Source organism: Mechercharimyces sp. CAU 1602 (genome assembly GCF_024753565.1).
In the GTDB taxonomy this organism is placed as follows: Bacteria; Bacillota; Bacilli; order Thermoactinomycetales; family JANTPT01; genus Mechercharimyces.
This window is the reverse complement of sequence record NZ_JANTPT010000001.1, coordinates 1,969,812-1,983,160: the sequence shown is the minus strand read 5'-3', so window position 1 is coordinate 1,983,160 and position 13,349 is coordinate 1,969,812. Positions and strand designations below refer to the sequence as shown.

Annotated in this window: 11 protein-coding genes; 8 read left to right on the top strand and 3 right to left on the bottom strand. The window is 43.6% G+C overall.

Going from position 1 to position 13,349, the window contains the following annotated elements; all coding sequences use genetic code 11:
• Positions 1-307 precede the first annotated feature (307 nt).
• The 6 genes from hutU to NXZ84_RS10110 all read left to right on the top strand — a co-directional run bounded on the left by hutU (position 308) and on the right by NXZ84_RS10110 (position 6,639).
• Positions 308-1,975 carry a urocanate hydratase gene (hutU, locus tag NXZ84_RS10135; RefSeq protein WP_258840134.1) on the top strand — a complete coding sequence of 556 codons (1,668 nt, stop codon included), beginning with the start codon at positions 308-310 and terminating at the stop codon, positions 1,973-1,975.
• 24 nt (positions 1,976-1,999) lie between these two features.
• Entirely contained in the window at positions 2,000-3,298 is a 1,299-nt protein-coding gene (gene hutI, locus NXZ84_RS10130) for an imidazolonepropionase (RefSeq protein ID WP_258840132.1), read from the top strand.
• A 123-nt stretch (positions 3,299-3,421) separates the two neighbouring features.
• Positions 3,422-3,655 (top strand): hypothetical protein, encoded by a 234-nt coding sequence (locus NXZ84_RS10125; RefSeq protein WP_258840131.1) that lies wholly within the window; start codon positions 3,422-3,424, stop codon positions 3,653-3,655.
• Between the two features lie 44 nt (positions 3,656-3,699).
• Positions 3,700-4,695: an agmatinase family protein gene (locus tag NXZ84_RS10120; protein WP_258840130.1), complete on the top strand. Its 996-nt coding sequence runs from the start codon at positions 3,700-3,702 to the stop codon at positions 4,693-4,695.
• A gap of 170 nt (positions 4,696-4,865) precedes the next feature.
• Positions 4,866-5,564, top strand: a complete 699-nt coding sequence (locus tag NXZ84_RS10115; protein WP_258840129.1) for a Crp/Fnr family transcriptional regulator — start codon at positions 4,866-4,868, stop codon at positions 5,562-5,564.
• A gap of 145 nt (positions 5,565-5,709) precedes the next feature.
• Positions 5,710-6,639: an ATP-binding cassette domain-containing protein gene (locus NXZ84_RS10110; protein ID WP_258840128.1), complete on the top strand. Its 930-nt coding sequence runs from the start codon at positions 5,710-5,712 to the stop codon at positions 6,637-6,639.
• Between the two features lie 79 nt (positions 6,640-6,718).
• Here the strand turns inward: NXZ84_RS10110 and NXZ84_RS10105 are convergent, their stop codons facing one another.
• Positions 6,719-7,084, bottom strand: a complete 366-nt coding sequence (locus tag NXZ84_RS10105; RefSeq protein WP_258840127.1) for a VOC family protein — start codon at positions 7,082-7,084, stop codon at positions 6,719-6,721.
• Positions 7,085-9,799, bottom strand: coding sequence for an aconitate hydratase AcnA (gene acnA / locus NXZ84_RS10100; RefSeq protein WP_258840126.1), 2,715 nt, complete (start codon positions 9,797-9,799; stop codon positions 7,085-7,087).
• A 277-nt stretch (positions 9,800-10,076) separates the two neighbouring features.
• Between acnA and NXZ84_RS10095 the strand changes: the two genes are divergently transcribed.
• Together NXZ84_RS10095 and NXZ84_RS10090 are read left to right on the top strand one after the other, a co-directional pair.
• The gene (locus NXZ84_RS10095) at positions 10,077-10,823 is read left to right on the top strand and encodes an IclR family transcriptional regulator (RefSeq protein ID WP_258840125.1); all 747 of its coding nucleotides are present in this window, start codon (positions 10,077-10,079) and stop codon (positions 10,821-10,823) included.
• Between the two features lie 64 nt (positions 10,824-10,887).
• A complete protein-coding gene (locus tag NXZ84_RS10090; protein WP_309495766.1) occupies positions 10,888-11,331 on the top strand; it encodes a BrxA/BrxB family bacilliredoxin in 444 nt (147 codons plus the stop codon).
• 1,626 nt (positions 11,332-12,957) lie between these two features.
• Here the strand turns inward: NXZ84_RS10090 and NXZ84_RS10085 are convergent.
• Positions 12,958-13,260, bottom strand: a complete 303-nt coding sequence (locus NXZ84_RS10085) for a DUF3817 domain-containing protein (RefSeq protein ID WP_258840124.1) — start codon at positions 13,258-13,260, stop codon at positions 12,958-12,960.
• Between the last annotated feature and the right edge of the window lie 89 nt (positions 13,261-13,349).

Here is a 13,349-nt window from a genome sequence, read left to right as displayed (position 1 = left end):
TTATATCGACTATAAGCTAAGGAAGAGTAAAGAATCTCAATCAAGGAATCGATAGATGTTGCAGTTACCCCTATATATTACATGCTTATTGACCATAAATAGTGGCATGATATCTAAATTAAAGATTGGTTCCATTCATATTGAGTATCCCTCGCCCAAGTTCATGAAGAAGGTGGGTGTGAGGGGCTTTTTTTATGTTTAGAGTGTTTTAGTTCTTTAAAGTCTTAATGTCCGTGCTTGAATGAGAAGAAGTGCTCCGTTACGCTAAGGAAGATGAAATATCTAATGGGAGAAATGAGGGATTGGAATGAGTAGGTCGTCAATGGTACGTGCAAGAAGAGGAACGGAAAAGGAGTGTAAAGGGTGGGTGCAAGAGGCTGCACTGCGCATGTTGATGAATAATTTAGATCCAGAAGTAGCAGAACGCCCAGAAGAGCTTGTGGTTTATGGAGGTATTGGAAAAGCGGCTCGGAACTGGGAGAGCTTTGATGCCATCGTGGATACATTGAAAAATCTAGAAAATAATGAAACCCTGCTGGTACAATCGGGGAAGCCTGTAGCGGTATTTCGTTCACATGAAGACGCACCACGAGTTTTATTGGCTAATTCGCTCTTGGTTCCCGCATGGGCTAATTGGGAGACGTTCCGTGAACTTGAGGAAAAAGGACTGATGATGTACGGGCAGATGACAGCGGGAAGCTGGATATACATTGGTACACAGGGGATACTGCAAGGCACATATGAAACTTTCGCCGAAGCGGCGCGCCAGCACTTTTCAGGGTCCTTGCGGGGAACGATTACCGTAACAGCAGGATTGGGTGGCATGGGTGGTGCGCAACCGCTAGCAGTGACGATGAATGATGGTGTGGTGATCGCGATTGAATGCGACCAGACTCGTATTCAGCGCCGCTTAGATACGCGCTATGTTGACGTAAAAGCGGATACCTTGGAAGAAGCGTTACAGTTGGCAAAGAAAGCGAAGGAAGAGGGAAGAGGCTTGTCCATCGCTCTGTTGGGAAATGCAGCTGAGATTTTACCTCAGATGGTACGAAGCGGTGAAATCCCTGACCTAGTAACGGATCAAACATCCGCACATGATCCGCTTCATGGTTATTTACCTGTAGGTCTTTCGCTTGAAGAAGGGAAAGAGCTGCGAGAGAGTAAACCTGAGGAGTATATGAGGCGGGCAAAGGAGAGCATGGCACAACATGTGCAGGCGATGCTAGCGATGCAGAAACAAGGGGCAATCGCTTTTGACTACGGGAACAACATTCGTCAAGTTGCTTTAGATGAAGGGATAGAAGATGCTTTTAACTTCCCGGGGTTCGTACCTGCTTTTATTCGTCCACAGTTTTGTGAAGGGAAGGGGCCATTCCGCTGGGTGGCGCTATCTGGTGATCCGGAGGATATTTATAAGACGGATGAAGTGATTTTACGTGAGTTTGCTGATAATAAGCATTTGGTGCGTTGGATTAAGTTGGCACAGGAGCGAGTACAATTTCAAGGATTGCCGTCACGCATTTGTTGGCTTGGTTATGGTGAACGGGCGAAGTTTGGACGAATTATTAATGAAATGGTAAAAAACGGAGAATTATCTGCCCCGATTGTGATAGGACGCGATCATTTGGACTGTGGTTCAGTTGCTTCTCCTAATCGCGAAACAGAAGGAATGAAAGATGGGAGTGATGCGGTTGCGGATTGGCCTATTCTCAACGCGATGATCAATGCTGTCAATGGTGCAAGCTGGGTGTCTGTTCATCATGGTGGCGGTGTAGGTATGGGATACTCTATACATGCAGGTATGGTAGTCGTAGCTGATGGAACTGAGGCAGCAGGTAAACGTTTAGAGCGTGTTCTTACTTCTGATCCAGGCATGGGTGTCGTTCGTCATGTGGACGCAGGTTACGATCTAGCGGAAAAAGTAGCGGAAGAAAAAGGGATTCATATTCCTCTGGCAGGCCAGAAGAAAAACTGAAACGATAGAAATGGAGTGACAAAAATGGCACAAAAGCGAGTTGTGATTAAACGAGCAGGTCAATTACTTACGTTGGCAGGAGCAAGTAAGGCGCCTAAGAGAAAAGAAGAGATGAATGAATTAGGATTGATCGAAAATGGGGCTGTTGCGATTGAAGGTGGACGTATCCTAGCTGTAGGAACACAAGCAGATGTCGAGGGGGTGCTGGATCAACAGTGGGGAAGCCAGTGGCACACAGATGAGGAGATTGAACAGATCGATGCGGATGGTCGCTTAGTAATGCCAGGATTGGTCGACCCACATACGCACTTAGTTTTTGGTGGAACGCGTGAATATGAACTAGAGATGCGATTAAACGGTGCTAAGTACTTAGACATTTTGGCAGCAGGAGGAGGGATTCTAGCAAGTACCCGTATGACACGCGCGGCGAGCGAAGAAGATCTAATAGAACAATCGACGAAGCGATTAGATCAATTTCTTAAGCACGGAGTAACTACCGTGGAAGCGAAAAGTGGATATGGGTTAACTCTTGAAGATGAGCTGAAGCAGTTACGAGTAGCAAAAAGATTGGGTGAACAACATCCAGTCGATGTTATATCCACTTTTATGGGTGCTCACGCTATTCCTCCAGAGTATAAAGGAAGGTCTAATGATTATGTGGACCTGGTGATAGAGGAGATGCTACCTATTGTAGCAGGAGAAAATTTAGCTTCATTTTGTGATGTGTTCTGTGAAGAAGGAGTGTTTACGATTGAGCAGAGTGAGCGCATCTTGGAAGCAGGAAAGAAGGTAGGGCTTACTCCTAAGGTTCATGCTGATGAAATAGTAGCACTTGGGGGTGCGGAGTTGGCGGCACGTGTGGGTGCCATTTCGGCCGATCATCTTTTGCGCAGCTCAGATGAAGGAATTGTAGCGATGGCTGAAGCGGGTGTCATCGCTGTGTTGCTTCCAGGTACCGCCTTTTTCCTTATGGCGGAGTATGCACGTGCACGCGATATGATCGAAGCCGGAGTTCCGGTAGCGTTGTCGACGGATCGTAATCCGGGTTCGTCCCCAACAGAATCACTGTGGACGATTATGAATTTAGCTTGTCTCAATATGAGGATGACCCCTGCTGAGGTTATTACAGCAGCGACCATTAATGCGGCTCATGCAATTGGGAAAGCAGAGGAAGTGGGTAGTCTCGAAGTAGGCAAGAAAGCAGATTTGTTGATGATGGATGCCCCCAACTATCCATACCTTCAGTACAATTTTGGAGTAAATCTTGTTGATACAGTTGTGAAAAATGGACAGGTGTTCATTCGTGGTGGACAACGTGTATAATATATAGGTATATGGTCCCTGCGGGGACCTCCCCTGTACAATATAAACACATGTGGTCTAAAAATGAGAGCGTGTTCCGAATATAAGGGTAAGGGGATGTTGTTTAAAGAGGAGGGGAGTCGAGTGAAGCTGAGAAATAGAGAATGGGAAGCGTTTATAGAAGAGAAAGTAAAGCTGCAAGGCTTGCGACGTCGGCTCAGTCAAGATCAAGATCGTGATGGGTATACGCTACACTCTTTGGATTCTGCCAAGAGAAATGTAGAAAATAGGAAACGTGAAGTAGATGAAGCGATGAAAGAGATTGAGTCCATTCTTGCACGTAGATTAGTGAAACGTGAGCAAGAGGATGACTCTTAATTTTATCGTAACAACCGTTAGTTGATGTAGGAGGTATATTTAATATGAAGTCTCCATTTGTAAATATTGTTCCACCTGCTCTTGTCAATCGAGCAAGTGGAGATCGACTCGATCATAAAGTGAGTGAGTGGATACAACCATGGGATTATCAAGAGAGTTTACATGCCGGTTTTATAGGGTTACCTTTGTCACGATCGTCGATTAGCGCTTCAGCTGCAAGTGAAACTCCTAATGCTCTTCGTGCTAGTTGGAAGTCTTTTGCTACTTATGATGCTGATCACGATGTGGATCTATCTTCTCTGTGTGTGCGGGATATCGGTGATATACGTATGCATACCACGGATATTAAACAGTGTCATCGTAACATTGCAGAGGGATTGTATGAGTTGTATCAGCAGACCAAGCATTTTCCTCACTTTATGCCTTTGATCATAGGGGGCGACCATTCGATTACGCGCCCATCCTTTAATGCTTTTGTGCGTGCCAACAATGACAAAAAGGTAGGACTTATCCAGTTTGATACTCATTTTGATGTACGGGTGCTCGATCAAGGCGCCAGCAATGGTACCCCTATTCGAGGATTGATCGAGGAAGATGGTGTGATTGAAGGGAAGCATATTTATCAACTGGGTATTCATAGTTTTGCCAACTCGGCAGCTTACAAAGAGTATGTTGTAGAAAAGGGCATTACATTTTATACGATGAATCAGGTACGCAGAAGAGGTTTACAGAACATTTTGTCTAGTTGTATTGAAGAACTGAAGCAAGAAGTAGACCTTATTTATGTCACTGTTGATATTGATGTGCTTGATCTTTCTTTTATGCCAGGCTCACCAGGACCGTCACCAGGTGGGATGGTGTCTTGGGATCTGTTTGAAGCTGTTTATACGCTGGGGTTAGAAGAAAAGGTGGGGGCATTTGACTTGGTTTGTTTAGACCCTTTCCGCGACGTCGGGCAGTTGTCAGTGAAAACGGGCACCCATACGATGCTCTCGTTCCTAGCTGGCTATACGGAACGACTGCAAGGGGTAGAGAGATGAGGGAAGGAGATTTATCGTCCCCTGTGCTATTTTCGTAAGGAACTCTAACGACACCCTGAGGAAAAGGTAGGGCTTCATGAGATCGCTTCATTTTAATTTCATTTGGCACTAAGCGTCTATGTTTGAAACGGTAGCCACATAATGATGTGTGAGAGAAAGGTGAATTTATCTTGGCCTCAATTCTTCCCATTTTACGCTCACTTCCCTTTTTTGCAACACTGACAGAACGGGAGCTTCAATCTTTATCTGGATTAGCATTAATGAAAGAATATCATAAACGAGAAGTTATTTTTAATGAGGGCGGGGAACGCGCCTTCATCTATTTTTTATATGAGGGGTTTGTTAAAGCGTTTAAGACGGATGCAAATGGACACGAGCAAGTGATGTCATTTATTAAGGCGGGGGAAATGTTCCCCCATATCGGCTTTTTTGATTCCGCTCCTTATCCGGGAACGGCAATCGCCTTAGAGAAAAGCCGACTATTTGTGATTCCTATGCACGATTTTGAAGCTCTTCTCACACAATCTCCTACCATTGCGATTAAGGTGATGCGAGTGATGGGAAAAAAATTGCAAGATCTTCAGCGTGCGTTGCGCGATCAATCTCATCATAGCAGCTCCTACCGTGTAGCTCGCGCGTTATTACAATTGGTAGAGGGAATGGAAATGGAGGAAGGTGGAAGTGTAAATATCCATTTCCCCATCACCCACCAAGATTTGGCCGATGTAGCGGGGGTATCCCGTGAAGGAGTGACTCGGTTAATAAAGCAGTATAAAAAGCGGGGAATTATCATTACAGGACGGGGGTGGATTTGTATTGCTAATGTAGAAGGATTAGCTCATGAAGTACAGAAAGAAAAGGGGGATTAGAGTATAAAAGTAATAATTAGTATATGAGTAAGATGTGAAGTTAAGGTATGAATGGCACCTTAACTTCTTGTTGATGAGAGGCACTTGTTTAAAAATAGATTGAAGGAATAAATGGTAATTGACAATCCTGCCTGCATAGTATAGAGTGAAAAATAAGAATGTTAGTGGAGGATTTTGTCGGAGATCAATATATGTAATAGATCAAATTGAAAGATTATTAGCATGTGAAAATATAGTGGGAGAGTGGGGGACTGGGTTGCGAATTGACTGGCTACATATTAATAAAGTGTATAAAGTAGATGAGAAGAACAGAAGAATACAGAGGCCTCATTCAAAACGCAATATCCAGGCGATCGGTCTGTTAGATTTTAATAGTTCAGTAGGTCAAGGGGTTACGGTAGTCTTAGGACCAAAAGGTGCGGGAAAGAGTACACTGCTTCGTCTTACGGCTACACGGTTAGCGCCTGATGATGGGCGAATGATGATCCAAACCGATCGGGGAGAAGTATGTGCCTGGTCGCGCTCACATGCGATAAATGGGTCTAGCAATTTAGAGGTGTTACGTGGTCGTGTGGGTTATGTGACACAAGGGCTCCGTTTTGAAGGTGGCATCACCTTAGGGGAAGCGATGCATTACTTGGCACAACGAAGACAAGTTCCCGGTGCGAAAGCAAAGGTGATGGAATTGATCGCCAGGTGGGGGTTGGGGGGAAAGCGTCACACTTTATTGGCTGATCTAAACCAAGGGGAGCTGGCAAGGTACCGAATTGCGCAAAGTTTATTAGTAGACCCATTGATCTGGGTATTAGATGATCCAACGGTAGGCTTAGATCAAGTGGGACGAGAAATTTTATGGGAAGAACTGAATGATCGACCAGAGCGGCGCATTACATTGATGGCAACGCATGACTTTCCATTGGCGGAATGTGCAGAAAATTTATTGCTGATGGAATCAGGATCGTGCCGGCGTATTGGGAAGCGCAAGTGGTTGAGCGCTAGTGTATCGGATGGAAAAGTCGTATCATGGTATCAAACGATGCAGCGATTTTCACCACAGGAACGAGAATCGAAATAAAAAACAAAGGGGTGCCTTCAACTGAAGGCACCCCTTTGTGTAAGGTAAACCGTTTATATGAAAATCCACTGATGACATATTAAATCGATTGTATCATTTCGATACGGTTACCAAAGGGATCACGAAACTCAAAACGGGCAAACCCGGGGATGGGTACACTCTCTATTATTTCAACTTGATGTTGCTTTAAGTGAGTATGCCAAGTTTTAAGATCATCTACCTCGTAGGCGATATGTGCTTTGGTAGCGAGACGATTTACATGGGCTTCAGTACCGATATGAATTTGCTGAGGGCCTAATTGGAGCCAGAATCCCCCGCGTCCTTGAAGGGACGCGGGTTTTATTACTTCTGGTAAACCAAGAATTTCACAGTAAAAATGTTTTCCTAACGACTCATTCCCTTGTGGTATGGTGATCTGCACATGGTGTAGTCGATTGATATTCATTTACGCTTCTTTTGATTCGTTGAAGATTTGACGAAGAACGGTTTGAAGAATACCTCCATTACGGTAGTACTCGATGTCCACTTGGCTGTCTAACCGTACAATCACTTCGAACTCGGTAGATTTGCCGTCACGTGTAGCAAGGACCTTTAGTGTTTGTTGTGGTTGGATGTTGTTATCAAGACCGATGATGTCAAATGTTTCTTCACCATTTAAACCTAGAGATTTCCAACTTTCTCCGTTTGCAAATTGGAGCGGCAATACTCCCATGCCTACGAGGTTGCTACGGTGAATTCGCTCAAAGCTCTCTGCAATAACTGCTTTCACACCGAGAAGAAGTGTTCCTTTAGCCGCCCAGTCACGGGAACTACCGGTACCGTATTCTTTACCGGCAAGCACGATCAATGGAGTGTTCTCTTCCTTGTATTTTTGCGCTGCATCGAAGATGGCCATCGTTTCACCTGATGGGATGTGTTTGGTTACCCCACCTTCTGTGCCAGGAACCATTTGATTACGGATGCGGATATTGGCAAAGGTTCCACGTGTCATCACTAGGTCGTTTCCGCGGCGAGAACCGTATGAGTTAAAGTCTTTTAGTTCTACACCCCGTTCTTGCAAGAAGCGTCCCGCTGGGCTGTTTTTGGCAATCGCACCTGCAGGTGAGATATGGTCAGTTGTAACCGAGTCAGCCAACATGGCGAGGGGACGAGCGCCTTTAATTTCACTGATATTCTCCATATCCGGTGCCATATCCACGAAGAATGGTGGCTCGTGAATGTAGGTGGAGGATTCATCCCAGTCGTACATGGTGCCGGTAGGGGTCTCCATTTGGTTCCAACGCTCGTTTTCATCAAAGACACGTGCGTATTTTTCCTTAAATTGCTCTGCGCTAACAGCATGTTCCATCGTTTCTTGTACTTCTTTGGTGGTTGGCCACAGATCTTTGAAATAGACGGGCTGATCATTATGACCGTATCCGATCGGATCTTTCTCCAAGTCAATATCGACTGTACCAGCTAGGGCATAGATAACAACCAATGGTGGTGAAGCTAGGTAGTTTGCTTTCACTTCTGGGTGAATACGTCCTTCGAAGTTACGGTTACCACTCAAGACGGATGCCACAGTCAGGTCACCTTCGTTGATAGCATCGCTTACATCTTGTGGAAGTGGACCGCTGTTACCGATACATGTAGCACAACCATAACCGGCAAGGTTAAATCCAAGCTCTTCTAGGGCTTCTAAACAACCGGATTTCTCAAGGTAGTCTGTAACTACTTTGGAACCGGGAGTTAAGCTGGATTTTACATAAGGAGCACGCTTAATTCCGAGTTCGACAGCTTTTTTCGCAACCAGACCCGCCCCTAGCATAACCGAAGGGTTGGAGGTATTGGTACAGCTAGTGATAGCAGCAATTACGACAGAGCCGTTGTTAAGCTCGTACTCTTCGCCATCACGGTTGATCCCTTTCGCACTCTTCTTGAGATCTTCAGGGGTGAGCTCAAAACCACCTTCACTGAGTGGTTTGGTAATGATTTCGTTCCAGTGCTCTTTCATATGGGTGAGCTCAATGCGATCTTGTGGACGGCGTGGTCCTGCCAAGCTAGGTGTAACATCGCCCAAGTCAAGTTCCAGTGTGTCTGTGAAGGTAGGTTCTGGAGCTTCTGGGGTGTGGAACATACCTTGTGCTTCATAATAAGCTTTGATTAATTCGATTTGCTCTTCTTCGCGACCGGTCATACGTAAGTAGTTGAGGGATTCCTCATCTACAGGGAAGAAGCCGATGGTAGCCCCGTACTCAGGGGACATGTTGGAAACGGTGGCGCGGTCGGCGAGGGTTAAGCTATTTAGTCCTGGACCGTAGAACTCGACGAACTTCCCAACTACACCTTTTTGGCGCAGCTTTTCGGTAACCGTAAGCGCTAGGTCAGTGGCGGTTGCCCCTTCTGCCAACTTACCGGTCAATTTAAAGCCGATTACTTCAGGGGTAAGGAAGTAGAGAGGCTGTCCGAGCATGCCCGCTTCTGCTTCAATTCCGCCTACGCCCCAACCAACAACACCTAAACCATTGATCATGGTGGTGTGGGAGTCTGTTCCGACGAGAGAATCAGGGAACACTTCAAGTTCACCGTCTACCTCACGGGTAGCAGCTACAGAAGCCAAGTATTCCAAGTTTACTTGGTGAACAATTCCAGTTGCTGGCGGAACAGCACGGAAGTTATTAAAAGCTTCTTTTGCCCAACGCAATAAACGATAACGTTCTGCATTCCGTTCGAATTCAATATTCATATTGTATTCGAGCGCATCGTCGGTACCGAAGCGATCTACCATAACGGAATGGTCGATAACCAAGTCTACAGGGATAAGTGGATTGATTCGTTCTGGATCTCCACCTACACGTTCCATCGCAGAACGGAGAGCAGCAAGGTCAACTACTGCGGGCACACCTGTAAAGTCTTGTAATACGATCCGTGCTGGTTTGAAAGCGATCTCTTTTGTATCTTTTGAATCGGACCAGTTAAGTAAGCGCGCAACATGTTCTTTGGTTACGGTGGTACCGTCGTATTGACGAATTGCCGCTTCCAAGAGAACGCGGATAGAGTAAGGAAGTTGGGTTACATTGGACAAACCTTGTTTTTCAAGTTCAGGTAGGCTGTAATAGGTATACTTTTTACCGCCAACTTCTAATGAAGAGCGAATGCCATAAGCATCTTTGTTCATGAGGATATCCTCCTTGTTTTTGAATTCACACTACATCCCGATAAGTTTCATTAGATGAAACGATGTTTCTTTTCCAGTAATATTATATCGCTGTGATTTCATTTTGTATAGACCCTAAATGGGAATGAAGGCTACTTTTTTATTGAGAAAAGCCTTGATTTCAATGAGAATGATTATCATTTTTCATTAGTACCCTCTTTTATAATAGAGCGTTGAGGCGTATAATGAGAGGAGAAAACGAATTTCACAGAGTGAAACACAAGGAGGGTTCCTTGTTTTGGAAGATAACAAATTGACGGTTCGAGCGGCTGAGCGGGCCTTGGACATATTATGTTGCTTTATTGATGAGTCCGAATTAAGTTTGACAGCGATTGCGAGAAAAACAGGGCTAAACAAGAGTACCGTGTACCGCTTACTGACAACGTTGGAGAAAAAGGGCTTTCTTATTCGGAATCAAGAGAATGAACGGTATCGACTCGGTTTCCGACTATGGGAGCTTTCCTCCAATTTGACACAAGCTCATGACCCGGCTGTTTTATTCTTACCCGAAATGGAGCGTTTAAGAGATACTTTGGACGAAACGGTCAGTTTATATGTACGGGATGGAATTGAACGTATTCGAGTACAAGCGGTGGAAAGCAAGCAGACGATTCGTCGTGTTGCACCAGTAGGTGAACGAATGCCACTATCGGTTGGTGCATCCAGTAAAGTGTTGCTCACCTATGCAGATAAACCGACACAAGATATGATTTTACAGCGGATTGAGTGGGCAAATGAGGGTGAGAAGGAATTGTTTTTGCTTCAGTTAAAGGATATCCGAAAAACGGGATATGCAACCAGTGTAGCTGAACGGGAGGCAGGAGCATCAGCGATCGCGGTACCCATCTGCAACCGTTCAGGGCATATTATTGCGGCTTTAGCCGTATCAGGTCCGGTTAGCCGTTTAACAGTGGATAGAATGAAGGAAATCTCGACTGAGGTGACCGAAGCCGCTAAGCGTATGGAGAAGATGGCGGTCAGGTAAGTGGCAGGTAGACGTTGGCTATGGGAATGGATACAATAAGAGAGAAGAAGGAGGAGGGATAACGATGGCGCAAAACTTTTATATTCAACAAATGCAAATGATGGTTCAGCCGATGCGGGATGAATTAACACGTATAGGCTTTACAGAATTAACGACCGCAGAAGAGGTAACGACAGCACTGGAAGGAGAAGGTGCAAAAGGTACCGCCCTGATCGTGGTTAACTCAGTATGTGGTTGTGCGGCAGGCTTAGCCCGTCCAGCGATTGCCCATTCACTTCAACATGAAAAAACACCGGACCATTTGTTCACGGTGTTTGCTGGTCAAGATAAAGAGGCGACAGCAAAGGCGCGTGAATACTTTGTTGATATGCCCCCATCATCACCTTCATTTGTGTTGATGAAAGATGGGAAATTGGTTCATATGATTCATCGTCTTGAGATCGAAAATCGTGACTTAGAGGCGATAGCTAGTGACTTGACAGCTGCGTATGACAAGTACTGCGGTTAAGGATATAAAGTGAATAAAAGACAAGTACAGGTATGGCTGAACTTACCTTTGCAAAGTAGACTGTAAGAACAAAAGAGACTAAGCAACCCCAGTTCGATCACAATCGAACTGAGGTTGCTTAATTGCTTCTGAAAAGGGGTTGGTGGTTATAAAAATTATAGCATAAATTGGTAAACATAAAGCAGAGTGGGTTAGGTGCTTTGTCAAGAGGGATAAAGGAAGCATATCTTACAAACGACCTAATCCTAGGATAATCTGGTTTTTTGCAGGAATGGTAGTAGTGCTCCTGGAACGATTATTCTCATATCTTCCATTAAGTACAATGGTTTCTAATTCCATTGGTTTATAGGGAATGGTTTCTTTTAATTCATCATTTATCTCTACACCACACTATTTATTGTTTTCTAATTATTTTCTGGGGACCCGCCTTTTTGAATGGATACTGCATGTTATATATTTATTTAGTAGGATTTATTTTGTTATCGATATACGTATTATCTTTGGGTATCTATATGTTGTTACCATTTCTATGTTTTTCGAATAAACCATCATCACTCTCAAAATCATTCCATTGGAAGTGTTTTATCACTTTGAAAATGGTAGTTATTCTACTCTCTGTTAATTTTGTAGTTAAAACTTGATCATTATGATAAGTGATTGATCCTTCAGGTGACCAATCCTGAATCCTAATTATAGTATATTTTATTTTACAAAATTACATTATTCTACTGAGGAGTAATCAGATTAACTTATTATTAAGGAAAATAATTACTGGATCTATATTAATGTTTTTTGTTCTATGTTGCTACCTCGTGTTAGGTGGATTTATGTTTTTTTCTTCTTTTCACGAAATCATACTCGTAGTGTGTGGCGTTTTGCTTCCGATCTTTATTATATATGGGGGATTGGGATCGTATTTTGCTGAAAGAATAACTAAGGAAAAAACTTTACCAACTTTCGTGCTACATATAGTTGGAGGTATTCATCTTCCATTTACTTTTGTCACTTTTAAAGAATATTTTGAAGAGACATTAGTAATCTTATCAATCTATCTACTGGTAGTAATAATTTTGATACTAATTAAGATGATTCCTAAGGGGAGATGGTGGATTTTTTTTCTTATTCCATATTTGCTTGTTATCTTTATAGGACTTCTAACAAAAGATTCATATGGATTTTACACTATGATGATATATAATCCGATTTATATTTTCTTCATTTTTTTTGCAATGGTGTTTTGGTTAGTAGACTATATACTCATGCGAATTTTGAAAAAAACTAAGCCGATTGATGAGTGTTATGATTGAAATCATTGTGAAACTTGATCGATATAGCTTAATATTCTTTTTGAGCGGCTATTCATGAAAATGAGTGACTTACTTCATAAGTAATTGTAAGCAGAAAGGAAAGAACCACTATCGTTTAGAGGCATAATAGCGCACGTACCCGAATGTGGTTCTTCAGTATTCTTTCTTCAAAAAATGCAGGTTGTCCTAATATTCTGGTCGGTGATCATATTAATGTGCAATAAAAAAGTAGCTATGAATATTGATGGACTAGTCGCTTTGTTCCTTGTCTCTTTTCATAGGGATGGGGAGCACTCTGGTTTTTAGAGCGCTACTAGATCTAAGAACGTAAATCCCCCTCGTTCTTTGCTATGCGAGCATTAAAGATAAATGTTCCAAATGGGAGAACCGATGCGACCCCAGCAAGAAAGAGACGGATTAATGACCATCGTTCGGTAAACCAAACATGTGCAAGTGCCATAAAATAAAGGATGAACAGAACGCCGTGCGCCCAGCCAACGACAGTGACACCATACGGCCAGTCGGCGATATATTTTAAGGGCATTGCGATCCCTAGTAATAATAAGAATGATATCCCTTCTAATGTACTGATGAAACGAAAGCGATTTAAGGGTGAACTCATGCTATCGCACCTCCTGTTCTCACTATATCACGATGTAGAGAGTAGAGGTTATGACGGTTATTTGAAAACAGACGAAGAAACATGAATTA

Bases quoted from the DNA above. Each gene is read 5' to 3' on its own strand.
- acnA (WP_258840126.1), bottom strand. From the start codon at position 9,799: ATGAACAAAGATGCTTATGGCATTCGCTCTTCATTAGAAGTTGGCGGT.
- NXZ84_RS10085 (WP_258840124.1), bottom strand. From the start codon at position 13,260: ATGAGTTCACCCTTAAATCGCTTTCGTTTCATCAGTACATTAGAAGGG.
- hutU (WP_258840134.1), top strand. From the start codon at position 308: ATGAGTAGGTCGTCAATGGTACGTGCAAGAAGAGGAACGGAAAAGGAG.
- hutI (WP_258840132.1), top strand. From the start codon at position 2,000: ATGGCACAAAAGCGAGTTGTGATTAAACGAGCAGGTCAATTACTTACG.
- NXZ84_RS10120 (WP_258840130.1), top strand. From the start codon at position 3,700: ATGAAGTCTCCATTTGTAAATATTGTTCCACCTGCTCTTGTCAATCGA.
- NXZ84_RS10105 (WP_258840127.1), bottom strand. From the start codon at position 7,084: ATGAATATCAATCGACTACACCATGTGCAGATCACCATACCACAAGGG.
- NXZ84_RS10090 (WP_309495766.1), top strand. From the start codon at position 10,888: ATGGCGCAAAACTTTTATATTCAACAAATGCAAATGATGGTTCAGCCG.